A 25,906-nucleotide genomic window follows, 5' to 3' on the forward strand; every position below is an offset into this window, starting at 1 on the left:
GCATGCTCCTAAAAGAACGTCAAACCGACCTGGAACATACGCTCGACATCGCGGATGCGGCGCTTATCGATCACAAACAGAATCACGTGATCGCCGCTCTCCACCGTGACATCCCCATGAGCGATAATGACGTCCTTGCCGCGCACAATCGCCCCGATCGTGGTGCCCTCGGGCAGGCCGATCTCGCGAACGGTACGACCGACAACTTTCGAAGAGTGTTTGTCGCCATGAGCAATGGCTTCAATGGCTTCTGCCGCTCCACGGCGCAGTGAATGCACATTGACGATATCGCCTCGGCGTACGTGGGTTAACAGGCTGCCAATCGTGGCCTGCTGGGGCGAAATCGCGATATCGATCTCGCCACCTTGAACGAGGTCTACGTAAGCGGCGTTGTTGATCAGCGTAAGCACCTTCTTGGCCCCCAGCCGTTTGGCCAGCAGCGACGACATGATATTGACTTCGTCGTCATTGGTCAGCGCGCAGAAAATGTCGCAGTCTTCAATGTTCTCTTCTTCCAGAAGCCGCTTGCTGGTCGCGCTGCCGTGAAGCACGACGGTGCGGTCAAGCCGTTCGGAGAGCGTGGTACAGCGCTCAAGGCTATGCTCGATAATCTTGACCTGATGGCTATGTTCCAGATGCTCGGCCAAGCGTTCGCCAATGTTGCCGCCGCCCGCAATGACGACGCGGCGAAAGCCTCGTTCGATTCGCCGAAGCTCGCTCATGACCGCGCGAATGTCTCTCCTGGCAGCAAGGAAAAACACCTCATCGTCGGCTTCAATGACCGTGTCGCCGCGGGGGATGAGGGGCCGGTTACGCCGATAAATAGCCGCGACGCGAGTATCCACGTTGGGCATATGACTGCGCAAAAAGGCCAGGTCCTGACCCACCAGTGGCCCGCCATACACCGCTTTGACCGCCACTAGCTGCACCAGACCATCCGCAAAGTCCAGCACCTGCAACGCACCGGGGTGCTCAATCAAGCGGCGGACGTGATCGGTGACCACCTGTTCGGGGCTGATCAATACATCAATGGGGATCGCTTCGTGGGCAAAAAGCCCCTTGCGAGTCAGATAGGGCGTGGCGCGCACTCGGGCAATTTTAGTAGGCGTGCGGAACAGCGTATGCGCGACCTGACAGGCGATCATGTTGACTTCGTCGCTGTTGGTCACCGCAATTAACATGTCAGCATCTTCGCAGCCAGCCTGCCGCAGAACGATAGGGTAGGAACCCGCGCCGGTGACAGTGCGAATATCGAGCTTGGTGTGCAGCTCGCGCAGCTTATTGGCGTCGGTATCGACAACGGTGATGTCATTTTCCTCGCGAGCGAGGTGCTCCGCCAGGGTGCCGCCGACCTGGCCGGCGCCGAGAATGATGATTTTCATTACTGAGCATCGGTTCCATTGAAAGCGCCAGCGCAATAGGTAGCGTTGTATATCTAACGTAATGCGCTGCAATAAAGACGGCGGCCAGTGTAAACCAGCCGCCGTCGAAATGCAGGTAAGGATTATTCCAGCGTGAAACCGACTTTAACGGTGACCTGCCAGTGGGCCACGCGGCCGTCTTCAATATGGCCACGTGTATCGGTCACTTCTAGCCAGCGCATGTGCTGGATAGACTCGGATGCCTTGGCGATTGCATTCTGCACGGCTTCCTCGATGCCTTTCTCGGAAGAGCCGGTGATTTCTATGTGCTTGTAGGTGTGGTGAGTCATGGTATCTCCATCCTTAGTCATGAGTTCACTGCCTTGGCACCAGAACGCGCCTAGGCAGACTGCTTCTCAAGCCTGGCATAAAAAAAGCCGTCATGACGTCCTTGCTCTGGAAATAGCTGGCGGCCCTGACCGCTTTGGATACCCCAGGCCACATCGCTGGGCGTGGTCACTTTGGCATCAGGTGTGCGCGCCAGGAAGGCCTCGATCTGTTGGGCATTCTCCTCAGGCAGTACCGAGCAGGTGGCGTATAACAGCGTGCCGCCTTCGCGCAGCATGGGCCATAAATTGTCCAGTAGCTGCTGCTGTAGCTTGGCCAGCTTGCGGATGTCCTCTTTGCGTCGCAGTGTTTTGATATCCGGATGGCGCCGTATAACGCCGGTGCCCGAGCAAGGAGCGTCAAGCAGAATAGCCTCAAACGGTGTGCCGTTCCACCAGTCGCGCTGAGTGGCATCTACATTCTGAAGCGTGGCGGATAGACCCAATCGCTCTAGCGTGCTTTCTACTCGCGAAAGGCGTTGGTTATCGCTATCCAGGGCGGTCAGCGCAATATCAAACTGTTCAAGCAAGTGGGCCGTTTTGCCGCCAGGCGCGCTACAGGCATCCAATACCTGCGCACCGGGGCGAGGTGCCAGGGCTGGGCCAAGTAGCGCAGCACACAACTGGGCTGCCTCATCCTGTACGCTAACGTGGCCCTCGGAAAATCCGGGTAGCAGGGTGACATCGCAGGGCGTGTTAAGGGTAATGCCATCTGGCGAGTGGGCGCAGAGTTCACCGCTTAAGCCTTGTTCGGTCAGCCGTTCTATATAGGCTTCACGGTCATTGTGATGCTGATTTACGCGCAGCGTCATGGGGCCAGGCTGATTATTTGCCTCAACAATTGCCCGCCACTGCTCCGGCCAAGCGTTGCGTAGTGCGTCCAGCAGCCAGCGGGGGTGGGCCAGCGCAATACTCTCATCCTTATCAACGGCGGCCTGGAGTTCTTCAGACTCGCGCTGTAGGCGGCGCAGGCAGCCATTCAGTACGCGGGTCGCCCACTCTTTACCCAACAAGCGCGCGGCACCGGCGGTTTCGCCGACGGCCGCGTGGGCGGGAATACGCATATACAGCAACTGATAAATACCCAGCAGCAGCAGCGCGTGAATATCACTGTCACGCTTTTTAAAGGGCTGCTTTAGCAGGCTGTTAGCCAGCGCTTCCAAGCGTGGAAGCTGGCGACAGGTGCCAAAGCAGAGCTCTTTTAAAAGGCCCCGGTCACGGGCAACGACGCTGTTCTCATCCAACGCGGCCAGTGAGCCTTGCTGAGAAATAACCGGCGCTAACGCACGGGCGGCGGCGGCGCGCACGTCCTGGCCGCTATTGCCTGATGCGCGTTTACCGTGTTGTGAGCGTTGCTGGCTCATAAAGCGTCTCCTTGCTGGGATTCAGGCTGACCAAGGCGGTTACCGGGCGTCAATCGGGCATGGCGGGCATTGAGTAAGTCGCGCACAGCCATGGCCTTGCCGCCAGGAAGTTGGGCGCTGCTGATACATAAAACCTCGCGGCCTTCCGGGCCACAGGCAATACGCAGATGGTCTTCACCGTTTTCAAGCAGCGTGCCGGGCGGCGTTGCGCCCTGTTCACCGGCTGCAACGCTTGCCATGAGTAAGCGTAAGCGGTCATCACCCATCTGACACCACGCCACCGGCCAGGGGTTAAAGGCGCGGATTTTACGCGCAAGGCGTTCAGCAGGCTGAGTGAAGTCCAGCTCGGCCTCTGCTTTGCTGAGCTTGGTGGCGTAGGTAACGCCTTCTTCCGGCTGGGGTGTCGCACTGGCGTTACCGTTGGCCAGTTTATCCAGCGCGCTGGTGAGCGCAGTGGCGCCTTGAAGCGCCAGGCGGTCATGCAGGTCGCCACCGGTGGTTTGCTCGGTGATCGGGGTGCGTACTTCGTGCAGCATGGCGCCGGTATCAAGCCCTGCATCCATTTGCATGATGGTAACGCCCGAGGCGTTATCACCGGCTTCAATCGCGCGCTGAATCGGGGCGGCACCGCGCCAGCGGGGTAGCAGTGAGGCGTGGACATTAATGCACCCCAGGCGCGGTGTGTCCAATACTGCCTGGGGCAGCAATAAACCGTACGCCACGACCACCATAATATCGGCGTTTAAAGCGGCAAGCTCCGCTTGAGCGGCCGGGTCTTTTAGCGTTTGTGGCTGGTAGACCGGAAGCGCATGCTCAAGAGCAAGCTTTTTAACGGGGCTTGGCGTGAGTTTGCGACCACGACCTGCCGGGCGGTCGGGTTGGGTATAAACCGCCACTACCTTATGTTTGCTAGCCAGTAGGGCCGCAAGGCTTGAGGCAGCGAAATCAGGCGTGCCAGCAAAAACAACGCGCAACTGTGACATGACAACAGGTACCTGGTAACAGGAGAAATGAGAAAGCCTGGGGCAACAATAAAGGCCGAGAAGCAGGGTATACAACGGCTGTTGTACCGTTGTATGGAGTACCAGGCTTCTCGGCCTTAAGCGTTATAAATACGCTCACTTACAAAACTTCTACAAAAACCGAAGTAAACTGTGCTAAAACGGGTGGCTGTTAAGCGTCGTCTTTCATCAGCTTATGACGTTTCTGCATTTTTTTCATGATGCGGTCGCGCTTTAGCGGCGAAAGATAATCAACAAACAGTACACCTTCAAGGTGGTCGTACTCGTGTTGAATGCAGTGCGCCAGCAGGCCGTCGGCCTCAAGCTCATACGCCTCGCCGTTACGGTCAAGCGCGTTGAGTTTTACCGTAAGGTAGCGCGGCACTTCCGCGTAGTGCTCGGGAATCGACAAGCAGCCTTCAGAAAGCGGCTCTTGGTCTTCGCCGACCGGCGTATAGCGAGGGTTGATCAGCACCAGCGGCTGCGAGTTATCTTCGCTTACGTCCATGACGACGATACGACGATGGACATCAATTTGGGTGGCTGCAAGGCCAATGCCACGCGCGTCGTACATGGTCTCTAACATATCGTCGACAAGCTGGCGGACCTCGTCGTCAACGGTTTCCACCGGTACCGCCTTGGTGCGCAGGCGCTCATCGGGGAATTCGAGAATAGGAAGTTTGGCCATGGGGATTACCGTCATCGTTAAGCTAAATCTTGGATAATCAGGCCGAATAGCGGCGGCCTGGTACTTTGCTAATCGCCACTATATCACGCTGGCAGCGCTCCTGGGCATCAGCACATGCGGTGAAGCGCCATGAAAATGATCGAAACATCCTCCACGGAGTACGGGATAGTGCTAGCCAACTTTATGCGCCGCGCGGCAAGACAAAACGCGCTTTGTGACGTGCTCAAGAGGGTAGTAAGCCTGCTGCCTGGGCTGTTAATAAGTCTTCACGCCGTTGGCGCTGAAACGCTGCCGGTGGTGACGCTTTCTCCCCAAATACGCACTTTGCCAATGCCCGATGGAGCGCTAGACGCGAGGGTAAGTGAGCTCGGCACACTCTCGCTTGAAAGCCTTAACGCTTTTTGGCGTGAACACCGAGTAATAGAAGCCGGAGTGCGCCAGCCTGAGATGGCCTATGTGTTGGCCGGCGAGCATCAGCGATTGATCAACGGTGCAGGTGACCGGATTTACGCCCGTGGCGCTATGCCGAGCCACGCACTGGAAAGCGTACCGAGCAACGTAACGAATAGAGCAACGACGGGCCTTGCCACCTTCGGTATTTATCGTCAGACACAGACCTATACCGCTGACGACGGCTCGGTGTTGGGGCAGGCGTTAAGTCACATCGGCGAAGCTCGCCTTGTACGCAGTGAGGGGGATATTGCCCTGCTGGAAGTGCTTAGCGCTCATCAAGAGGTGCGTAGTAACGATCTTATTCTTGCCCTGGAACCCGATGCGCCTCGAACGGCGCTTCAACCCCGCTTGCCGAGCAGTGCAATAAACGGTCGTATTCTCGCCGTGCCCGGCGGCGTACGTTTTATAGGTGCCTTGCACATCATTGCTTTGGATGTAGGCGCGCAAGACGGGCTGGAGCCAGGGCATCTGCTTCAAGTGAACTCGCCCAGCGAAACTGTTTTCGACGCGCGTCGCCAGGTAGTAACGCCGTTGCCAACGACCCCAGCGGGCTGGGCAATGGTAGTGAAGCCTTACCAGCAGGTGAGTTATGCGCTGGTGATGCAAGCGTCCAGCATGCTGGAAGTGGGTGATCGTGTGGTGACTCCGGAATTATAACGCAATGGGGATATTCAGCATGCACGTTGAGGAGCGTCGATGAATACCAGTGAGTGGTTAGTGGTCAACGCCTTGCCGGGCATGGGCGCACTGCGCATTACCCAGATGGTGGCACGCCAGCCGCGCTGGCCGGAAGGCTGGCTGGCAACACTGCCCGCTAACGCCGCCAGTGCCTTACGGCTGTGGCTTGAACACCCCGAGCGCAGCCCGCTTCAGCGATGCGTAGACGACGCGCGGGCATGGCAGCAGAGCGGACCAGCGCGACATATTCTGCATCGTCACCACCCGGCCTGGCCTGAACTGCTCAACGAGCTACCGGACCCGCCCACCATTCTTTGGGCCCAAGGGGATTTACAGGCGCTTGAAGGGCCAAGGATTGCCATGGTGGGAACCCGCAAACCCACCTCGGAAGGTAATGCCAATGCCCAGGGCTTTGCGCGGGAACTGGCTCGCCGAGGCTGGTGCGTGGTCAGCGGTATGGCGCTGGGCATTGATGGCATCGCTCAGCGCGCCGCGCTGAGTGCCGGTGGAAGCAGTATTGCGGTGTTAGGCTGTGGCGTGGACGTTATTTACCCGGCTCGACATCGCGACCTGCATGAGCAACTGAGCTGCGCGCCTGGCGGGCTATTGTTGTCAGAGCATCCGCCGGGCACCAAGGCGCGCCCTGCGTTCTTCCCGCGCCGCAACCGGATTGTGACCGGGCTTTCATTGGGTACGTTAGTGATCGAAGCCACCGAGAAAAGCGGCTCATTGGTGAGTGCTCGCTTGGCCCTGGAGCAGAACAAGGAGCTTTTTGCCCTGCCTGGGTCTTTGCACAATATTCAGGCTCAAGGCTGCCTGCACTTGTTGCGGAATGGCGCAACGCTGGTGCGCCATGTCGACGATATGCTTGAAGAGTTGCAGCAGTGGGCGGGTAGCTTTTTACCCGCGTCCGTGAAGGCTTCGTCTCCCCCTTCAGGGTCAATGGCGCCATCAAGCGAACCACTGCCTGATGAGCTGCTTAACGTTTTATCGGCAACGCCGGTGCCGCTTGATTCACTGGTTCAGCATACCGGGGAGTCTGTCAGCAGCTGCCAGCAGCGGTTATTGATGCTGGAGCTTGATGGATGGGTCGCTCAGCAGGTGGGTGGTTGGGTACGCTTACCCAGGCCATGATAGGATGTGAGCATTCTCTTATCGCTAATTGCTTGTAGAGCAGGAGAGCCAATGAAACCGGCTGTCGACCTCGAAGTTGCCATTCATGCACTGCATGCTGGCGGTGTTATTGCGTGCCCCACCGAAGCTGTGTGGGGGCTTAGCTGTGACCCGGATAATGATGAAGCGCTTACCCGGTTAATGCGCATGAAAGAGCGCGACCCTTCCAAAGGCATTATTTTGGTGGCGGCCAGTATCCAGCAGTTTCAGCCCTGGCTAAACCAATTGCCGCTTGAACTGCATGCTCCACTTGCGGCCAGTTGGCCTGGCCCTAACACCTGGCTGGTGCCGGATAATGGCCGCAGCCATGCGCTGGTTCGCGGTGCTCATCAGCGCGTGGCCTTACGCGTGACCGACCACCCCTTAATGAAAGCGTTATGCGAAGCGTTTGGCGGGCCACTGGTATCGACATCGGCCAATCGTGCGGGTGAGGCGCCTGCCATGAACGATGAAGAAGTCGCCACTATTTTTGGGCAGGAGGTCGCCGCGATAGTAGCGGGCGAGCTGGGCGGGAATCCACGACCCAGCACCATCCGTGATTTAGCCAGTGGCCAGGTAATGCGCGCTTAAATAGATAAGTAAACGGCTTAAGTACCAAGTGCTTAAACGCGCTATGGTGAAGATTACTGTGTAGTAAGAATTTTGAACGGGAGTCATCGTGGCGCACGAGCATTTAGACGACGTTAAGCAGTACCTGCTCGGCCTTCAAGACCGGCTGTGTGAGGGGCTGGCCGCGGCTGACGGTAAAGCTGCGTTTAAGGAGGACAGTTGGCAGCGTGAAGAGGGCGGTGGCGGACGCTCACGCGTGATTGAGCAGGGCGGTGTCTTTGAAAAAGGCGGCGTCAACTTTTCCCATGTGTATGGTGCTCAACTGCCGCCCTCGGCAACGGCAGCCCGGCCGGAGCTTGCCGGTCGCAGCTTTCATGCGGTTGGAGTTTCCTGGGTGCTGCATCCTGAAAACCCGCATGTCCCTACCAGCCACGGCAACGTACGCTTTTTTATTGCTGAAAAAGAGGGCGAAACGCCCGTCTGGTGGTTTGGTGGAGGCTTTGACTTAACGCCCTATTACCCGGTGCTTGAGGACGTGGTGCACTGGCACCAGGTGGCCAAAGCCGCCTGTGACCCTTTTGGCGATGATGTTTATGACCGCTATAAAGCGTGGTGCGATGAGTATTTTTATTTAAAGCACCGTGATGAGACCCGTGGGGTGGGCGGGCTGTTTTTCGATGATTTGAATGCTGGCAGTTTCGAGGAGTGTTTCGCCTTTCAACGCGCCGTGGGCGATAGCTTTTTAGAGGCTTACGTGCCGATTGTTAAGCGCCGCCAACAGGATGGTTGGGGCGAGCGTGAGCGAGCGTTTCAGCTTTACCGTCGCGGCCGCTATGTAGAATTTAACCTCGTATGGGACCGAGGAACGCTGTTTGGCTTACAAAGCGGCGGGCGCACCGAGTCAATTTTAATGTCGATGCCACCACTGGCGCGCTGGGAGTATGCTTATACACCTGCCCCTGGGAGTGCTGAAGCCACGCTTAATGATTACCTGGTGCCAAGAGACTGGCTCAACGTGTCGGATAGGGCTTAAACATCGTGATCCACAGAAATATAAAACAGAGCACAGGAACGAGTTGATGAGTGACCTTTACTGCGTATTGGGTAATCCCATTGAGCACTCAAAATCACCCCTCATTCATAACGAATTTGCCCTGCAAACACAGCAAAAAATTGAATACACAGCACAACTGGCGCCGTTGGATGGCTTTACCGATGCCTGGCGCACATTCGTTGATAAAGGCGGGCGGGGGGCCAATGTTACCGTACCCTTTAAGGAGGAGGCGTTTGCGCTCTGCGATACCCTGAGCAGGCGTGCCCAGCGGGCTGGTGCGGTGAATACGCTGATAGTCGGAGGTAATGGCCTTACTTACGGCGATAATACCGATGGCGTTGGCTTGTTACGCGACCTTGCATATAACCGTGTAGCACTTGCCGATAAGCGCATCCTGGTGGTGGGCGCTGGTGGGGCCGTGCGGGGAATTTTAGAGCCGTTACTCGCAGAAAAGCCTGGCGAGGTGGTGGTCGTTAACCGAACGGCTGAAAAAGCTCAACAGTTGGCCGACGATTTTGCTGATTTGGGCGAGATCCATGGCGGAGGGTTTAAGGCAGCTAAAGGCCCTTTTAGTGTCGTGATCAACGGAACCAGTGCCAGCCTAACGGGCGATTTACCCCCTCTGCCGAGTAACCTATTTGCAAACGATGCCTGGGCCTACGACATGATGTATGGCGCTACGCAAACGGTCTTCTTGAAGTGGGCAGGAACGCATGGTGCCCAGCGGTTGGATGGCCTGGGAATGCTGGTAGAGCAGGCCGCCGAAGCATTTTATCTATGGCGAAATGTACGCCCCGAGACGACCCAGGTACGCCAGATGCTGCGCAGAATGCTCAACGCGGGTTAGCCGCTTGCATGTGTTGATCAAAAAAAGGGCCGAGATGGCTCGGCCCTTTATCGTTACAAATTAAAGCAAAGGGTTACGGGCGCTGGCAGTTAGGCGTGTGCCCGCTGTTGCGCGCCTGCTCGTAGGTGGCAAGCGCTGTGTCCATATTGGCTTGTAGGCCCTCGATACGCTGCCCCTGGCTTGGGTGCGTCGACATCCAGGCCGGTGGCGCGCCACCGCCCGAGGCGGCCTGCATGTTTTCCCAGAGCGTAACGCTTTGACGCGGGTCAAAGCCTGCCTGTGCCATCAGGTCCAGGCCAATCACATCCGCTTCGCTTTCATGGCTACGTGAGAACGGCAAGGCAATGCCGTATTGCGCGCCCATGCCCAGCACGCCCATCAGCTGTTGTCCGCCAGGGGTTTGCATACCCGATGCGCTGGAAATAACCGAAAGCCCTAGCGACGTGGCGTTTTCGGTCGATGCCCGCTCATTGGCGTGGCGGGCAAGTACGTGACCAATTTCATGGCCTACCACGGAGGCCAGTTGATCCTGGTTGGTGGCAACATTCAGCATGCCGGTGTTGACCCCCATATAACCGCCAGGCAGTGCGAAGGCGTTGGGCTGTTCGGCTTCAAATACCCGGATTTGCCAGTCAAGGTTACGCTGTTCAGCCGGTAATACATCCACTATGGCGCTGGTGATGCACTGCACATAGCGGTGGCTTGCCTGGCCTGCGGTAGGAATATCCTGCTGGTACTGGGCGAATGCCTGCTGGCCCATCTCGTTAAGCTGGTCATCAGAAAGCAGCAATAATTGCGAGCGTCCGGTAGGGGACGTTGAGCAGGCCGCTAAAGAAGCGCATAGCGCAGTAACAGCAAAGGGACGAAGCCAACGCATGAGGTGATTTCCTTAAAGATGATTGAATTCCATGCACACAAGATAACCACTGTGCAGGGTAAATCAATCCCCTTGTTGTCACTTAATGCACTTGAGGACAGGGATTAAGGACAGGGATTGAGGCTAGGGATAAACGCTGAACTGAGCCGACATTTAACCAGATGACTTGACCACATGGAGCATTGGCTAGCCTCTGTTGCCATGCCTGGCAGAAACAGCTTAACGCTGAGGGATTAGCTGACCATCTTCACCCACATTAAGGCGAATGGTCGGTGTGAGCAGTCCCGCCGGTAGCGTCATGCCTAGGCCGCGTAAATCGCCCGGCGTGATCGCAAGCTCACTGCCTGCGGGTAGTTCGCCTTGAGAGGCGAGCTGCTGGACCAGGTTCAGCATTGGCGCCATTTTTTGGGCATCGGTGCCCAGGATATCAAATGCCACCGGCAGGCGTAGATTGGCGCCGTCGCCCGAGGTTAATGAAACATCCTGGGTATACTCCCCTTCCACGGGGTCAACACCTGGCATGTCCAGCGTCCAGTTAAAGCCTGACATGGCTACTGCCGGCATTCCCGCAGGTAGCCCAAGGCCCATCGCAAGCGTCGCCTGAACCGGCAGGCTACCCATGCCCAGGCTTGAAGCCAGCAGGCTGGTCAAATCGCTGGTGTCCAGGCCTGCGTCAACGGAGTAGGGGCCAATACGCACATCCTCCACGCCGAGTGAGGTAATGGCCAAGCGAAAGGCAAATAGCCCCGTTTGGGGGAGTGCAAGGCAGCCGGTAAGCAGGCTTGCCAAACTCAGCATCACAAGCCAGCGCCAGTGACGAACGGCATATAACATAAGGTTCCCTCCTGAGAAGGATGGTGGCGGCAAGCGCCGGGGAGCATGAGCGAGAAGCGCGGCTATTTGAGGGGCCGCGCTGGTTTCTGTCAAGAAAATTTGCACATGTTAGCTTAAAACAAAAAACGCCTGCTTAAACAAGCAGGCGTTATTACTGCGGGATAGCGCATAGAGCGTTTAGCGACGGCTTTTCCGCGCATCTTTGGTGCGGGTAAGCTCGCGCTTTTTGGCTTTCTCTTTATCACTGGCCCCGGCCATAGAGTCAAACGGGTTATCGCCTGAGCGGAACTCAAACCGCATGGGCGTGCCGCGCACCTTCAACACCTTACGGAAAGTATTGATCAGATAGCGGCGATACGCTTCAGGAACCGACGCGGTCTGATTACCGTGCACAACGATAATCGGCGGATTACTGCCGCCCTGGTGGGCCATACGCAGCTTAATACGCCGCCCGTTAACCATCGGGGGCTGGTGCTGGCTGACCGCATCCTGTAACAGGGTCGTCAACCGGTTGGTCGACCAGTGTGCGTTGGCCGCATTAAATGCCCGCTCAATGGAGGGGTATAAATCACCCACTGCGGTACCGTGCAGAGCTGAAATAAAGTGCATTTCAGCGTAGTCGGCAAAGCCCAGGCGGCGCTTGATATCGGCACGCATCTTGTCTTTTGCTTCGCTCTCCAGGCCATCCCACTTGTTGATCGCCAGTACCAGCGCACGCCCCGTTGTCAGCACGTAATCCAACAGGTGAAGATCCTGCTCAACTAGGCCGCTGCGGGCATCCAGTACCATCACCGCCACATGACACTCTTTAATCGCGTCAAGGGTTTTGATAATGGAAAACTTCTCGGCAATCTCGCTAACGTTCTTGCGGCGGCGAATACCGGCGGTGTCGATCAACACATACGGCTTGCCGCGGCGCTCGAAAGGAATCTCGATAGCATCACGCGTGGTACCGGCTTCATCGAACACCACGACACGATCTTCACCCAATAGGCGGTTGACCAGCGTGGATTTGCCCACGTTGGGGCGACCAATGACCCCAATGCGGATGCCTTTGGAACCGGTATCCGCTGGAATGCTGGGGTCGCGCTCGGGAAACGGCTCAAGCACGGTATCAATCAGCGTTGAAACGTTACGTCCGTGCGCGGCAGCAATGGCCCAAGGGTCGCCAAGGCCCAACTTCCAGAAGTCGGCCATGGCCGAGTGCTCTTCCAGACCATCGGTCTTGTTCACCACCAACCAGGTTTTTTTCTGGTTAACGCGTAGGTGGTTGGCAATCGCTTCATCCGCTACGTTAAGCCCGGCACGGGCATCGACCAGGAACAGGACAATATCGGCTTCATCAATCGCGGCAAGCGACTGTTCTGCCATCGCCGCATCAATGCCTTCCTCATCACCACTGATACCACCGGTATCAATCACCGTATAGGCTTTGCCGCCCAGCATGCCGTTGCCATACTTGCGGTCGCGGGTGAGGCCGGGAAAGTCGGCCACGAGTGCATCACGCGAACGCGTTAGGCGGTTAAACAGTGTCGATTTGCCCACATTGGGGCGACCGACCAAAGCAATGACGGGTGTCATGGAGTGACTTCCAGGGTTTCCAGACGACCATTGTCGGCCTGGACATGAATGGTGCTGCCATCAGTAATGGGGGACACGCTAATGCCGGATTTATGCACCCGGGTGCGGCCCACGATGTTACCTTCACGCGCGTCGATCAAATGGACATAACCTTCAAAATCGCCAACCACGATACGGCCATCAGCAAAGGCTGGGGCGGTAAGCCAGCGATCTTCAAGTTCATTGTTACGCCATATTTCTTGGCCATTTTCGGCATCAAGCGCGACGAGGTGGCTGTCGTCGGTAACCACATAAAGATAGTTACCCACCATCAGCGGTGAATGGCGGCTAGAGAGATTACTTTCCCAGAGTACGCTGCCGCGTGTGGCTTCCAGTGCCACCACGCGACCGTTGTAACTGGTGACAAACAGGCGGCCGTCAGGCGTAATCAGCGGCTGGCCGGCAATATCGACCAGTCGCTCAACTTCGCTACGGCCACTGGGGGTGGCGATTTGCATATCCCACAGCGGCTGGCCGCTACGGTTATCAAGCGTGGCCAGGCGTCCGTTTGCGAGGCCGACGAAAGTGACCGGGTCAATGACCATCGGCGTCCCGGTACCGCGAAGGGTAAGGGCAGGCTGAGAACTGGTATAAACCCAGCGCTCCTGGCCGTTGGTGCGGTCTAGCGCCGTTATCTGACCATCAACGCTTTGTACGACCAGCAATTGCTGGTTGGCTTGAGGCGCGGCCAGCACTTCGCTGGATACTCTGGAGCGCCAGCTGACGCTGCCATCGCGTTGATCCAGTGCAATTACTTCACCGTTGCGAGTGCCCAGGTAGACCTGGCCTGCAATCGCGGTCAGCGCGCTGGAGATCGGTGTATCAAGCTCTACGCGCCACTCACGATTACCGGTATTAGCGTTTAACGCCATGACCAGGCCTTGTGCATCGGCGGCAAAGATCGTGCTGCCTTCACGGGAAGGGGCGATAGGGTAACGCGCACGGCCCAGGCCGCTGCCAATATTCTGGCGCCACTGGGTGGTCAGATTTGATGTTTCATCAAAGCTACGCAGCTCTTTGGGCGTATACGCGGGTTCGCCTTTATTGGCACAACCTGCCAGTAGAGCAATGGCTACCGCACCTAGCGTCACGCGCATGATCTGTTTGGAAAGACGCAGATTCATCATTGTGTCGCCTCCTCGGCGCCAAGATCGTCAAGCTTGAATGGTACGCCGTAAAGCGTTTGGTCGAGGCTCTCCGCAAGTTCCAGCGCGTTTTGCCAAGCGCTCCGCGCCTGATCGGTTTGCCCCAAGGCTGCGTAGGCGTCACCGCGGACGTTGGCTTGCTGCGCCGCCAGGGCTTCGCTGATCGGCTCATCCAGTAAAGCAAGTGCCGCTTCAGGATTACCGTTGGCGACCTCAATGCGTGCCAGACGCAGCCAGGCCAAGCTTTGCACATAGCGACGCGATGAGTTATCGGCTACCTGTTCAAGAGAGATTTTTGCCGCATCGATATCGCCCTGCTGTACAGCTAACCGAGCGTCCATAAGCAGCGCCAATTCAGCATAGAGCGTTTTGCCGTAATCGTCGGTAAGCTCGCTAATGAGCTCGCGGGCGCTGGCCGTTTGCTGCTCATCCAGCTCGTTGGCCGTGGCAACGTTGACCAATTGCTGGTAGCGCACCGAGGCGGCTTCCGACTGGCCTTGCTGATAGTTTTGCCATGCATTCCAGCCAAAGACGCCCGCAGCAGCAAGAGCGGCACCTGCAATCAGAGAGGTTCCATTCTCTTTCCACCAGCGCTTAACGATGTCCAGCTGCTCTTCTTCGCTTCGATCCGCCACGGGCGGCCTCCTATTGCATAAAATCGCCGCAGCACAGCGGCGATTAGTTATTTGTAAGCGCACAGCGCCTGTTCGGTTGGCTTAGTGGGCCAGCAGGTCGCCTAGCGTGGCAGAAAGTGCCGCTTGGCTCACGCGCTGCTGTTCGCGGTCATCGCGCAAGAACTTAAGCGTGGCGGCGTGTTCGGCCAGTTCGTCCTCGCCCAGCAGGATGGCGATGGGCGCAGCGCTTTTGTCGGCCTTTTTCATGCGGCTCTTAAAGCTACCGCCGCCGCAGTGCAGTTGAAGGCGCAAGTCGGGAAGCTCACTACGCAGCTGTTCAGCAAGCGTGAGCGCGGCAATCGTTGCGTTATCGTCCATAGGCAGGAGATAGACATCGCAGCCGCCCAGGGCTTCGTCCGGCACCAGGTTTAGCGTCTCCAGCAACAGGATTAACCGCTCAATACCCATGGCGAACCCAACCGCTGGGGTTGGCTTGCCGCCCAGCTGTTCCACCATGCCATCGTAACGACCGCCAGCACATACCGTGCCTTGGCTACCCAGCGCACTGGTGGTCCATTCGAACACCGTACGGCAGTAGTAGTCGAGCCCGCGCACCAGGCGAGGATTGATCACAAAGGGGATGCCCGCCGCATCCAGCATGGCTTTCAACTGCTCGAAGTGTTCGCGCGACGCATCATCAAGATGATCCATGAGCTGCGGGGCGCCGTTAAGCATGTCCGCCATGGCCGGATTTTTAGAGTCCAGAATGCGCAGCGGGTTACTGATCAAGCGGCGCTGAGAGTCTTCATCAAGCACTTCGCGATGCTGTTCGAAATAAGCCACCAGCTTTTCACGGTAGGCCACCCGCGCCTCGGCAGACCCCAGCGAGTTAAGCTCAAGCGTGACATGCTCAAACAGCCCTAGCTCTTTCCACAGGCGTGCCGAGAGCAGAATCACTTCGGCATCGATATCCGGCCCTTCAAAGCCGTATGTCTCAACACCTACCTGATGAAACTGGCGATAGCGGCCTTTTTGAGGGCGCTCGTGACGAAACATCGGACCCTGGTACCAAAGCCGTTGGGTCTGGTTGTAGAGTAGGCCGTGCTCCATCGCTGCGCGCACGCAGCTGGCGGTGCCTTCAGGACGCAGTGTCAGGCTATCGCCGTTGCGGTCGTCGAAGGTGTACATCTCTTTTTCGACGATATCGGTCACTTCACCAATCGAGCGGGCGAACAGCGCTGTTTGCTCGACAATCGGCGTGCGAATTTCATCGAAGCCGTAGCGATGCATTAACTGACGTACTTTGGTCTCAAAAAATTGCCAGCGAGGACTATCGCTGGGCAACAGGTCGTTCATACCACGGATGGCTTGAATCTTTTTAACAGCGGACTTGCTCAATGAAAACTCCTCGTTCTGCATCCTGGCTGATGCATGACCCCGGCATTAAACGCTGCGGGCGATCATGTCATCTTCTTGCTGCTGTTTTTGGCGCACTTTTTCGCGGATCATCCGCTCAAGATCATCCACCAGGTGATCGTTACGCAGTTTGCTGGCCGGTTTGCCGTCGATATACACCAGGTTGGCGGGGCTGCCGCCGGTCAGGCCAATATCGGTCTCTTTTGCTTCACCCGGGCCGTTAACGACGCAGCCAATCACTGAAACATCCAGTGGCGTCATGATGTCTTCCAGACGCTCTTCAAGCTGATTCATGGTGCTGATAACGTCAAAGTTTTGGCGTGAGCAGCTGGGGCAGGCAATAAAGTTGATGCCCTTGGCGCGCAGGCGCAGGCTTTTGAGCATATCAAAGCCGACTTTAATCTCTTCTATCGGGTCGGCGGCAAGTGACACACGAATCGTGTCGCCGATACCATCCATCAGTAGCATGCCTAGGCCAATAGACGACTTAACGGTGCCCGAGCGCAGCCCGCCTGCTTCGGTAATACCCAAGTGAAGCGGCTGCTCAATGCGCGTGGCAAGATCACGGTAAGCCGCGACGGCCATAAACACATAAGAGGCTTTTACGCTGACCTTGTACTCTTGAAAATCGAGCCGATCCAGGTGGTCGATATGGCGCATGGCGGATTCCACCAGCGCGGCAGGCGTAGGCTCGCCATACTTTTTCTGAAGGTCTTTTTCCAACGAACCGGCGTTAACGCCAATGCGGATAGGAATACCGTTATCGCGTGCGGCACTCACCACCGCGCGTACGCGATCTTCACGGCCAATATTGCCGGGGTTGATGCGCAGGCAGTCAACGCCTAGCTCCGCGACGCGCAGGGCGATCTTGTAATCAAAGTGAATGTCGGCCACCAACGGCACATCCACCAACTGCTTGATTTTGCCAAAGGCTTCGGCGGCGTCCATGTCCGGTACGGAAACGCGTACGATGTCAGCACCGGCTTTTTCCAACTGCTGAATCTGCCCAACGGTAGCCGCCACGTCCAGCGTGTTGGTGTTGGTCATGCTCTGTACGGAAATAGGCGCATTTCCGCCTACCGCCACATTACCGACGTGAATCTGGCGGGACTGGCGGCGTTTTATCGGAGAAGGGGCGTGCATAAGACGGGTCACTCTCCCAGGGTAAATCGGGCGACATTGTTGGCGCCTGCGCGTTCTGCAAGGTTGATCTGCTCACCTTGGTAACGCAGTACGACGCCAGTGGCGTTTCCTACGGTTAAACGAAACGGCGGCACACCTTCAACGGTTACATTGGTGCCGGGCGTTTGTAAGCCAACAAATACACGTTGATTGTTGGCATCGAAGATTTCAGTCCAGGACTGCTCGTTAAACGTGAGCTCCATCTGGCCAGGGCTGCCCGCCGGGGCCGTTGCCGCTTCCTCGGTGGCACCTTCATCAGCCTCTGTTACATCAGCGTCAGCCGCATCCGTGTCTGCCGCAATATCAAGTGCGGCAGTATTGTTGACTGTCGCGGTCTGCTCCGCGTTATCAGTAGGTAGCGTTTCACTATTACCAGCGGTATCACCCGTGGCCGTATCGTTTTCCGGCTGGGCGGGCGAGGTGATGGCGGGCTGCTGAGGCGGCGGGGGCTCAGCACCGGTACCCGATGCCGACGGTACTTCGCTGCCTTCTTCAACGCCGGACGTCTCATTAAAGCCAGGCGGCTCGCTGCCGCCACGGCTCTGCCACCACATGACGGTTACGCCGATCAGGCCAGCAATCACCAGCAAGGTCACCAGCTTAAATAGCCAGGCGCCCAGCTTTGAGGGGGGCCGACTAACCGCCACTGGAATAACTTTTCGTTCGGTATCCGCGGCGCCATAGCGCTCCTGGTAAGCGTCCAGGATCACATGCTCGCTCAGACCCAGGTACTTGGCGTAGGAGCGCAGGTAGCCACGACGGTAAGCAATAACCGGAATTTCGTCATAATGATCATGCTCAAGGCCATCAACGACGGCAGGGCGTAAATTAAGCGCGCGCGCCGCCTCTCCAATGGGCACGCCAAGCTCTTCTCGTTGGCGCAAGAGCATCTCGCCGGGAGAGGAGGTGGTACGGGAGGAAGTAACGCTATCTTGTAACTGTGTGTCGCTCATGGCTGAGCATCCTTAAAAATTAAGTGGTCAGGGCGTCAGTTCATAAGGCCAAGCTGGCGCTGGTAATCGGCTGCCGTGGCATGGTCGCCTTGGGCATGAGCGATATCAATTGCCATTTCCAGCGCTGCCCGGTCTGGCCCGGCCAACTGCAAATAGGTGTGCAACGGTGACCAGGCCTCATGGTAATTGCCCTGTGAAACTTCCAGTTCGGCTAACGTCAAGTACCCCCGCGACTGCCGCGGGTCGATACGCTGCGCGCGGGCTAAACGCCCACGCGCTTTATCAAATTCTTCCAGCGCCAAATAACATTGGCCCAGGTTGGTAAAAAGCTGGGCACGGTTGGCGTACTGGGCATCGTTAGATGCGTTTTCCAACTGATCGCAAGCGGCAGCAATATGCCCCTGCTGATACAAAAATGCCGCGTAATTATTGCGGGCACGGGTAAATGTCGGGTCGGCGTCGATCGCTTGTTTAAAATATTGGTCGGCAAGTTCGATGTCGCCCTGCTGTTGATAGACCATGGCTAAGGCCTGCAATGCTTTGGCATGGTGCGGGTCGATCTCCAGCGCGTGACCCAGGGCGGCGCGCGCCCGTGGGAGATTGTTGCGCTCCAGGTAGGCAACGCCGAGCTGCGTATACGCATCCTTGGCGTCATTGCTTGCCTGAGAGGGTAACGTGTTTGATGTGGCACAACCGGCGAGCCATACGCTGCTCAACAGTACAGCGAACATGGGCACCCTAAACGGGTTAAAACGCCTGTAGTGACAGATCATGTTGATCCTCATGGTGTAAATAGCTAACTAACCGCCGGCACAACGAATAAACCGTGTCCATCAAAGCGCTGTGCTCGTCGGAAGTCAAGATAAGCACCGTTTAGTCAGCGTCAATCTGTACCGATTGGATATAGCGAGCGCTGCGCTTTGTCCGGTCTTTCACGCGTCCCACTAACTGACCGCAGGCTGCGTCGATATCCTCACCCCGAGTCATACGAACCGTCGCGTTATACTCCAAATCATACAGCCACTGTTGAAAGCGCATGACCTGGTTGCGTGATGGTTTTTCATATCCTGAGTTAGGAAACGGGTTAAACGGTATCAAATTAATCTTACAGGGCAACTCTTTAAGCAGCGCGGCGAGCTGTTCAGCATGCTCTTGCTGGTCGTTAACATCCTTGATCAGCGTGTATTCAATAGTGACCTGGCGATTGTCCGGGCACTTGGACAGGTAGCGATGGCACGCATCCAGCAACATTTGGATGTTGTATTTGCGGTTGATCGGCACCAGTTCATTGCGCAGCTCGTCTGTCGAGGCATGCAGCGAAATAGCCAGGCTTACGTCCATCTCGTCGCCGAGCTTGTCGATCATCGGCACAACGCCTGAGGTCGACAGCGTAACGCGGCGCTTGGAGAGCCCGTAGCCGTTGTCATCCAGCATTAACTTCATGGCCGGCACTACGTTATCAAAGTTGAGCAGTGGTTCGCCCATGCCCATCATGACCACGTTGGTAACCGGGCGGTTAGCGGTGTCACGGCGCGGCCCGACGCTGCGCTGTGCAACCCATACCTGGCCAATGATTTCGGCGGCGGTAAGGTTACGCTGAAAGCCCTGTTTGCCGGTGGAGCAGAAACTACAGTCCAGCGAGCAGCCCACTTGAGAAGAGACGCACAGCGTACGCCGCTTGCCGTTTTCAGCGGGAATCAGCACGGTTTCAACGTAGCTGCCATCCTCTACTTCTAATACCCACTTACGGGTACCGTCGGCTGAGGTGCCTTCGTAAATAACGCTGGGACCACGAATTTCGGCCACTTTTGCCAGCTTTTCGCGCAACGGTTTGGACAGGTTGGTCATCGCGGTGAAGTCATCGCTACCTTCCTGGTGGATCCACTTCATCAACTGAGCGGCGCGGAATTTCTTCTCGCCAATCGACAAAAAGAACGCTTCCATCTGTTCGCGCGACATGCCAAGCAGGTTCTGGCGCTCAGGCGCTTTTGCCGCTGGCGTTTCACTGTCAGGCGCAGATTGGGGAGCGGGCGTATGTTGGGCTACGGTGGTGGTCATGGTGGTCAGCGTTCTAGAAAGGGCGGGGGCCAAGCCCCCGCGAAAATGGCCGGCAACGAATGTTGAAACGGCGCCGCTAAAAATTAGCGCGGGCAGATTTCGTCATTACCGAAGAAGTAGCTAATTTCGCGCGCAGCGCTTTCTGCAGAATCGGAACCATGGACAGCGTTAGCGTCGATTGTTTCCGCGAAGTCAGCACGAATAGTGCCCGGGGCCGCTTCTTTAGGGTTGGTAGCACCCATCAGATCACGGTTTTTGGCAATCGCGCCTTCACCTTCAAGTACTTGAACAACCACCGGGCCGGACGTCATGAAGCCCACCAGGTCTTTAAAGAACGGACGCTCTTTGTGCTCGGCGTAGAAACCGCCCGCTTTCTCTTCAGAAAGGTGGGTCATTTTAGCAGCAACAACCTGCAGGCCGGCTTTTTCAAAGCGAGCGATGATGTCGCCAATGGCGTTTTTGGCAACGGCATCGGGCTTGATGATAGACAGAGTGCGTTCAGTAGCCATGTAAATATCTCCTTGAGGCCTTTAGAGAAAGGGATAAAGCAGAAATTGCCGCCTCGGCAAACCGGGGCGGCGAAGGAAAATCGTTTCGGCAAAATGACGGTAGTGTCCACCGATTACCGAGTGGGCGCGATTATAGCGCCTCAAGCGGGGGTTGAATACCGATGATGACATTGGCGCCTACGGTTTACACCGTAAAGCTTTCACCGCAGCCGCATTCATCTTTAACATTTGGGTTGTTGAACTTGAAAAAGCGGTTCAGCCCTTCGCTGACATAGTCCACTTCGCTACCATCCAGCATCTCAAGTGCATCAGGTGCTACATAAACGCTGGCGCCGTGATCTTCAAAGAGAACTTCGTCACTGCCGACTTCATCGGCAAAGTCCAGCACATAGCTGTAGCCTGAGCAGCCGCTGGGCTTGACCGACACACGTAGGCCTAGGCCTTGGCCGCGTTCATCAAGCACATGGCGGATCTGTTGTGCGGCAGCTGGGGTAATGTTGAGTGTTGACATAAGGCGTGCTCCTTGTAAAAGCGCTAGCCGCTTAGCGTGGCAGTGTTCGTAAACCGCTCACCGCATGGCGAATGAGGGTTAGCGCGTGATCAATATCGTCTTGCGTGGTGAAGCGTCCAAAACTAAAGCGTAGCGATGAAAGTGCTAGCGTGCGCGGAACGCCTACCCCGAGTAAGACGTAAGAGGGGTCAACGCTTGCCGAGTTGCAAGCGGAGCCGGTAGAAACGGCCACATCGCGCAGGGCCATCAACAGCGACTCACCGTCGATGCCTTCAAACGCGAGGTTCAAGATATTGGGTACTGCGCGGTCAAGCGGAGTATTGGCCACCACGCCATCCAGCGTTTCAAGCCCCTTTAAAAAGCGCTGCTGTAGATGCGTGATATGTGCCTGATCGTTAGCATGCTCTTTTTGCATTAACAAAAATGCTTCACCCATCCCGGCAATTTGATGCGTTGGGAGGGTGCCGGAGCGCATGCCGCGCTCATGCCCGCCACCGTGAATCAATGCCTCAAGGCGGATGTCCGGGTGGCGTTTTACATACAACGCGCCCACGCCTTTGGGGCCATAGGTTTTATGCCCGGAAAGGGACATTAAATCGATCTTCTGCGCCACCACGTCCAGCGGGATTCGACCAACGGCCTGAGCTGCATCGGTATGGAAAACCGCGCCAAATTCATGAGCGACCTCGGCGAGTGCGGCAATATCGTTAATACTGCCTAGCTCGTTGTTGACCGCCATTAACGAAACCAGTGCGGTGTCATCACGCATGGCAGCACGTAGCATCTCCGGCGAAATAGTGCCGTTGTGCGCGGGTGTAAGCCAGGTAACGTCAAAGCCTTCGCGCTCAAGCGCAACCGCTGTATCAATGATTGCCTTATGCTCAATAGTAGAGGTAACCAGGTGCATGCCGCGTTCACGGTTGGCACGCAGGTAGCCAATCAGCGCCAGGTTGTCAGCTTCCGTGGCACCGCTGGTCCAGACAATCTCACGCGGGTCGGCGCCAATGGTATCGGCTACCTGGCGACGCGCCTGCTCCACCACCTGTTCAGCCTGCCAGCCCAGCATATGGCTGCGCGAGGCAGGGTTGGCAAATAGCTGGTCAGCGGTCAGGTAGCGCTGCATAACCTCGGCCACGCGGGTATCCACCGGCGTAGTGGCGGCGTAATCCAGATAAATAGGCAGTGAAGGTGTGGTTGTCGTCGTCATGAAGACCCGCTTAATTCAATAGCGCCAGGGCAGCGGTAATAACGCCCTTGGCCATTACGGTGATGAGGCGAGAATACCCGCTTCAACGCGATTTTTTTGCCGTGAGGCAATACGTAGAACATCGGGGCGCTGCATCAATTGGGCAAGGGTGATGTCATCAAGAAAATGCCGAATCTGGCCGGATAGTTCGCACCACAAGTGGTGAGTCAAGCAAGTGTTTCCCTGCTGGCAGTCGGATAACCCTTGGCAGCGGGTAGCATCTACCGTTTCATCAACGGCATCAATGACTGCTGAAACGCTAATATCGGCCGCCGGTTTGGCCAGCAAATAGCCGCCGCCCGGACCGCGAACGCTGCGGACAAGCCCAGAACGGCGCAGGCGCGCAAACAGCTGCTCAAGGTAGGAGAGGGAAATCCCCTGACGCTGCGAAATATCCCCCAGACTGGTCGGGCTGAGTTCGCCGTTCAACGCCAGGTCGAGCATGGCGGTAACGGCGTAACGGCCTTTGGTAGTTAAACGCATGACAGGCACCTCGACACTGAACGTTCAGCGTGCTCCCGGCAAATGTGCTGCCATTATGGGAAAGCCTGAGTAGTTTGGTCAACCTTTAGCCGGAGGCGGCGTGTTGTCATCCGAGCTTTTGGGGGCGCAACCGGTATCGTTTTCATCCAGGATATCGGCGAAGTCTTCATCACGCAGCGCGGGCAGGCTTCCTTCATGGTAACTGCCATCAAGCTTACGCAGCGTTGAGCACATGCGTTCAATGCGCTCATCCACCGCGTGCATGTGATCCAGCATTGCCTGCATGGAGCGGGCCACCGGGTCGGGCATGTCCTGGCTGACACCGTAGGCGTCAAAACCAAATTTTTGGCAGATGGCCTCGCGACGAACCGGGTCTACCTCTAGCGCTTCTTCAACATCGGGGTCGGTGCGTTTAACAATCTTGCCGGGAATGCCCACCACCGTTGCGCCAGGCGGTACTTCCTTGGTGACCACCGCGTTCGAGCCAACCTTTGCACCCGCACCCACGGTAAAGGGGCCGAGAATCTTGGCTCCCGCGCCGACAATGACGCCATCCCCTAGCGTGGGATGGCGCTTGCCCTTGTTCCAACTGGTGCCGCCGAGTGTGACGCCCTGATACAGCGTTACGTTGTCACCAACCTGCGCGGTTTCTCCAATCACGACCCCCATGCCGTGATCAATAAAAAAGCGCCTACCGATAGTGGCCCCAGGGTGAATTTCGATGCCGGTCAGCCAGCGGGAAAACGTCGACAGCGTACGGGCCAGCCATTTCAGGTTTTTTTTCCATAGCCAGTGGCCGCAACGATGAATTAACAGCGCGTGAAGGCCGGGGTAGTTGGTCAGTACCTCTAAAAAGTTGCGGGCCGCCGGGTCGCGGTCAAATACGCTGTTAATGTCTTCACGTAGGCGTTGGAACATGAGTGATCCTTGGTCAGGGCTGGCACGCGGTCATTTAAGGCATCGCGGATGACGTAACGCATCGTTCATCGTTAGCAGGATAGCGAGGTTGGGGCGCGGGTGCGTAACTTCAAGTTATGCCTCACCCCAGGTTTGCGGATGCCGGTTATTGTTTGTCTGCTGATTTTTCCGTTGCGGTTAAAATGCCGCGTAAAATGTTCATCTCCATTTTTTCGGGGCGGGCGCGCAAATAGAGCCTACGTAGCCGCGCCATCAGCTGACGAGGTTGGGCCGGGTCATGAAACTCAATGGTAATCAGTGTGCGCTCCAAGTGCTCGAAATAACGCTCCAACTCCTCGTGGGGCACTAGCTCATCATCAGCATCTGGTGTGGGCGCTGCGTCCTGCTGGCTTAACCAGGCCATGCGGCTCTCGTAGGCAAGCACCTGTACGGCGGCGGCCAAATTTAGCGAGCTAAAGTCAGCATTGGTGGGGATATGGACATGGGCATGGCAACGCTGCAGCTCGGCGTTGGTCAGGCCGCTATCCTCCCGGCCAAACACCAGTGCGACGCGTGATGTTGGTGCCTGACATTCGCCGGGTAGGCGGTCTGCCAGTTCGCGCGGTGACAGCATGGGCCAGGGCAGGGTGCGTGAGCGCGCACTCGCGCCAACGGCCAGCGTGCAGTCGGCAACGGCCTCTTCAAGCGTTGCATGTACGCTGGCCTGATGGAGTAGATGATCCGCGCCGGAAGCGCGCGAAATGCTGTCCTGAGTAATGATCTCGCAGCGTGGAGCTACCAGCGCTAAATCGGCCAGACCCATGTTGTGCATGGCGCGAGCAACGCCGCCGATGTTGCCTGGATGGCTGGTGCCGATTAAAACGATACGAATGCGCTCAAGCATAATGATAGGGCTCGATAAATGTGAACAGGGCTTGATGAAGAACAGGGCTTGATACTGAACATAGCGAACAAACGCGGAAAACGAGCAGTTTAGCACGAGTCGATAGCGTGCCCGAGAGGGGTCTGCTAGAATTGCGCGCCATAGGCAATTATTCCTTCGCCTAACGTTCTTTAACATCACTGTGACAAGGCCCGATCATGAATCCGATGGTCCAATTTACGTTGCGCGCAGCGCGCAGCGCAGTTGAACAGTTTCAACGTGTTCGTGAGCGTATCGAAAACGCTCATGAAGAATCCAATCTTGACCGTCTGCTTGAAGACGCGGCGCGCAAGGCCGAGGCGACCATTATCCACCAGTTGGAGCGTGGCTACCCCCAGCATGGCTATGTGGGTCGTTACACCTCGCATAAAGCGGGTGAAGGCGAAGGTAGTGAGACCGTTTGGAAGATCGAACCCATTCATGGCTACTCTAATTTAGCGGTAGCGGGTAAAGGCTTTGCTCTCTCAGTGGTGTGTCTGGTTAAAGGGCGCCCGGAACACGCGGTGGTGATCTCACCGTTTGGCGATGATGAATATATCGCTAGCCGTGGTCGTGGCGCTCAACACAATGGCAAGCGTATGCGGGTTAGTAAACCCACCGCGATTACCGGTACGCGTTTGGCCATGAGCCTGCCCGAAGCGTGGCTGCGCCCTGGCAACTTGCCGGCATTTCTTACCGTTACCCAGCAGCTTGCACCTCAGGTAGAAACCCTTGTCGCGACGGGCTGTGGCCTGCTGGACATGTGTGAGCTGGCAAGCGGCCGAGTGGACAGCGCCTTTGTGCTGGGTATGGAAGAGCAGGATATGCAGGTGGGCTCACTGTTTTTGAAAGAAGCCGGCGCGCTAATGGGCACACCCGATGGCCAGCCGAGCGTTAAGGTAGAAGGCCAACTGATGGCCGCAGGCCCACGTCTTTACAAGGCGTTGATCAAACAGCTGGCGCCGCATTTTTGATGGGCTGGCAGTAAAAAAATGAATGGTTGGAAACGGACCGTTAGAAGTGAATGGTGGGTAGTGAGCAGCACGCTGTGAATGTTGAGTGGTAGGCGTTCCAGGTTGCCAGCC

General features: G+C 56.8%; 27 protein-coding genes. 6 read left to right on the forward strand and 21 right to left on the reverse strand.

What is annotated here, in order from left to right; all coding sequences use genetic code 11:
- Window positions 1-8 precede the first annotated feature (8 nt).
- The 5 genes from trkA to def all read right to left on the reverse strand — a co-directional run bounded on the left by trkA (window position 9) and on the right by def (window position 4,800).
- Window positions 9-1,382 (reverse strand): Trk system potassium transporter TrkA, encoded by a 1,374-nt coding sequence (gene trkA / locus ACT3TY_RS09870; RefSeq protein WP_172118600.1) that lies wholly within the window; start codon window positions 1,380-1,382, stop codon window positions 9-11.
- Window positions 1,383-1,504: 122 nt separating this feature from the next.
- The gene (locus ACT3TY_RS09875; protein ID WP_172118637.1) at window positions 1,505-1,711 is read right to left on the reverse strand and encodes a dodecin; all 207 of its coding nucleotides are present in this window, start codon (window positions 1,709-1,711) and stop codon (window positions 1,505-1,507) included.
- Between the two features lie 50 nt (window positions 1,712-1,761).
- Window positions 1,762-3,111, reverse strand: coding sequence for a 16S rRNA (cytosine(967)-C(5))-methyltransferase RsmB (gene rsmB, locus ACT3TY_RS09880; protein ID WP_444628053.1), 1,350 nt, complete (start codon window positions 3,109-3,111; stop codon window positions 1,762-1,764).
- On the reverse strand, window positions 3,108-4,094 hold the full coding sequence (fmt, locus tag ACT3TY_RS09885; RefSeq protein WP_444628054.1) for a methionyl-tRNA formyltransferase: 987 nt from the start codon (window positions 4,092-4,094) through the stop codon (window positions 3,108-3,110). The genes rsmB and fmt overlap by 4 nt, the downstream gene beginning before the upstream one ends.
- 190 nt (window positions 4,095-4,284) lie before the next feature.
- A complete protein-coding gene (gene def, locus ACT3TY_RS09890) occupies window positions 4,285-4,800 on the reverse strand; it encodes a peptide deformylase (protein WP_172118603.1) in 516 nt (171 codons plus the stop codon).
- 129 nt (window positions 4,801-4,929) lie between these two features.
- Between def and ACT3TY_RS09895 the strand changes: the two genes are divergently transcribed.
- The 5 genes from ACT3TY_RS09895 to aroE all read left to right on the forward strand — a co-directional run bounded on the left by ACT3TY_RS09895 (window position 4,930) and on the right by aroE (window position 9,554).
- Window positions 4,930-5,910, forward strand: a complete 981-nt coding sequence (locus tag ACT3TY_RS09895) for a peptidoglycan-binding protein (protein ID WP_444628055.1) — start codon at window positions 4,930-4,932, stop codon at window positions 5,908-5,910.
- A 39-nt stretch (window positions 5,911-5,949) separates the two neighbouring features.
- The gene (dprA, locus tag ACT3TY_RS09900; protein ID WP_444628056.1) at window positions 5,950-7,065 is read left to right on the forward strand and encodes a DNA-processing protein DprA; all 1,116 of its coding nucleotides are present in this window, start codon (window positions 5,950-5,952) and stop codon (window positions 7,063-7,065) included.
- 51 nt (window positions 7,066-7,116) lie between these two features.
- Window positions 7,117-7,674, forward strand: a complete 558-nt coding sequence (locus tag ACT3TY_RS09905) for an L-threonylcarbamoyladenylate synthase (protein ID WP_444628057.1) — start codon at window positions 7,117-7,119, stop codon at window positions 7,672-7,674.
- Window positions 7,675-7,762: 88 nt separating this feature from the next.
- The gene (gene hemF / locus ACT3TY_RS09910; protein ID WP_444628058.1) at window positions 7,763-8,686 is read left to right on the forward strand and encodes an oxygen-dependent coproporphyrinogen oxidase; all 924 of its coding nucleotides are present in this window, start codon (window positions 7,763-7,765) and stop codon (window positions 8,684-8,686) included.
- 46 nt (window positions 8,687-8,732) lie between these two features.
- Window positions 8,733-9,554, forward strand: coding sequence for a shikimate dehydrogenase (gene aroE, locus ACT3TY_RS09915; protein WP_441678985.1), 822 nt, complete (start codon window positions 8,733-8,735; stop codon window positions 9,552-9,554).
- Window positions 9,555-9,627: 73 nt separating this feature from the next.
- On the opposite strand, the gene ACT3TY_RS09920 is transcribed toward aroE, so the two are convergent.
- The 16 genes from ACT3TY_RS09920 to trmJ form a co-directional block, all read right to left on the reverse strand.
- Entirely contained in the window at window positions 9,628-10,431 is an 804-nt protein-coding gene (locus ACT3TY_RS09920; protein WP_444628059.1) for a M48 family metallopeptidase, read from the reverse strand.
- 219 nt (window positions 10,432-10,650) lie between these two features.
- On the reverse strand, window positions 10,651-11,265 hold the full coding sequence (locus ACT3TY_RS09925; protein ID WP_441678989.1) for a hypothetical protein: 615 nt from the start codon (window positions 11,263-11,265) through the stop codon (window positions 10,651-10,653).
- Window positions 11,266-11,442: 177 nt separating this feature from the next.
- On the reverse strand, window positions 11,443-12,846 hold the full coding sequence (gene der, locus ACT3TY_RS09930; protein ID WP_087106539.1) for a ribosome biogenesis GTPase Der: 1,404 nt from the start codon (window positions 12,844-12,846) through the stop codon (window positions 11,443-11,445).
- A complete protein-coding gene (bamB, locus tag ACT3TY_RS09935; RefSeq protein ID WP_172118612.1) occupies window positions 12,843-14,012 on the reverse strand; it encodes an outer membrane protein assembly factor BamB in 1,170 nt (389 codons plus the stop codon). Before bamB ends, der begins: the two co-directional genes overlap by 4 nt.
- Complete coding sequence (locus tag ACT3TY_RS09940) at window positions 14,009-14,665, reverse strand: YfgM family protein (protein WP_444628060.1); 657 nt, start codon at window positions 14,663-14,665, stop codon at window positions 14,009-14,011. The genes bamB and ACT3TY_RS09940 overlap by 4 nt, the downstream gene beginning before the upstream one ends.
- Window positions 14,666-14,746: 81 nt before the next feature.
- Window positions 14,747-16,042 (reverse strand): histidine--tRNA ligase, encoded by a 1,296-nt coding sequence (gene hisS / locus ACT3TY_RS09945; protein WP_087106546.1) that lies wholly within the window; start codon window positions 16,040-16,042, stop codon window positions 14,747-14,749.
- Between the two features lie 45 nt (window positions 16,043-16,087).
- Window positions 16,088-17,203 carry a flavodoxin-dependent (E)-4-hydroxy-3-methylbut-2-enyl-diphosphate synthase gene (gene ispG / locus ACT3TY_RS09950; protein ID WP_444628061.1) on the reverse strand — a complete coding sequence of 372 codons (1,116 nt, stop codon included), beginning with the start codon at window positions 17,201-17,203 and terminating at the stop codon, window positions 16,088-16,090.
- A gap of 8 nt (window positions 17,204-17,211) precedes the next feature.
- Window positions 17,212-18,195: a RodZ domain-containing protein gene (locus ACT3TY_RS09955; RefSeq protein ID WP_444628062.1), complete on the reverse strand. Its 984-nt coding sequence runs from the start codon at window positions 18,193-18,195 to the stop codon at window positions 17,212-17,214.
- Between the two features lie 35 nt (window positions 18,196-18,230).
- Entirely contained in the window at window positions 18,231-18,968 is a 738-nt protein-coding gene (gene pilW, locus ACT3TY_RS09960) for a type IV pilus biogenesis/stability protein PilW (protein ID WP_172118617.1), read from the reverse strand.
- A gap of 100 nt (window positions 18,969-19,068) precedes the next feature.
- Entirely contained in the window at window positions 19,069-20,253 is a 1,185-nt protein-coding gene (gene rlmN / locus ACT3TY_RS09965) for a 23S rRNA (adenine(2503)-C(2))-methyltransferase RlmN (RefSeq protein WP_193055282.1), read from the reverse strand.
- An 83-nt stretch (window positions 20,254-20,336) separates the two neighbouring features.
- Complete coding sequence (gene ndk, locus ACT3TY_RS09970) at window positions 20,337-20,762, reverse strand: nucleoside-diphosphate kinase (RefSeq protein WP_087106555.1); 426 nt, start codon at window positions 20,760-20,762, stop codon at window positions 20,337-20,339.
- 184 nt (window positions 20,763-20,946) lie between these two features.
- Window positions 20,947-21,273, reverse strand: a complete 327-nt coding sequence (locus ACT3TY_RS09975; RefSeq protein WP_441678997.1) for a HesB/IscA family protein — start codon at window positions 21,271-21,273, stop codon at window positions 20,947-20,949.
- Between the two features lie 31 nt (window positions 21,274-21,304).
- Window positions 21,305-22,480, reverse strand: a complete 1,176-nt coding sequence (locus tag ACT3TY_RS09980; protein ID WP_444628063.1) for an aminotransferase class V-fold PLP-dependent enzyme — start codon at window positions 22,478-22,480, stop codon at window positions 21,305-21,307.
- A gap of 54 nt (window positions 22,481-22,534) precedes the next feature.
- Complete coding sequence (locus tag ACT3TY_RS09985; RefSeq protein ID WP_193055284.1) at window positions 22,535-23,002, reverse strand: Fe-S cluster assembly transcription factor; 468 nt, start codon at window positions 23,000-23,002, stop codon at window positions 22,535-22,537.
- Window positions 23,003-23,080: 78 nt separating this feature from the next.
- Entirely contained in the window at window positions 23,081-23,920 is an 840-nt protein-coding gene (cysE, locus tag ACT3TY_RS09990) for a serine O-acetyltransferase (RefSeq protein WP_193055285.1), read from the reverse strand.
- A 145-nt stretch (window positions 23,921-24,065) separates the two neighbouring features.
- Window positions 24,066-24,803 carry a tRNA (cytosine(32)/uridine(32)-2'-O)-methyltransferase TrmJ gene (gene trmJ, locus ACT3TY_RS09995; RefSeq protein WP_444628064.1) on the reverse strand — a complete coding sequence of 246 codons (738 nt, stop codon included), beginning with the start codon at window positions 24,801-24,803 and terminating at the stop codon, window positions 24,066-24,068.
- Window positions 24,804-25,000: 197 nt separating this feature from the next.
- Here trmJ and ACT3TY_RS10000 point away from each other — a divergent pair, with 197 nt between their 5' ends.
- On the forward strand, window positions 25,001-25,795 hold the full coding sequence (locus ACT3TY_RS10000) for an inositol monophosphatase family protein (RefSeq protein WP_441679005.1): 795 nt from the start codon (window positions 25,001-25,003) through the stop codon (window positions 25,793-25,795).
- Window positions 25,796-25,906 lie beyond the last annotated feature (111 nt).

It is taken from the genome of Halomonas sp. AOP22-C1-8 (genome assembly GCF_052378905.1).
Taxonomy (GTDB): domain Bacteria; phylum Pseudomonadota; class Gammaproteobacteria; order Pseudomonadales; family Halomonadaceae; genus Vreelandella; species Vreelandella citrativorans.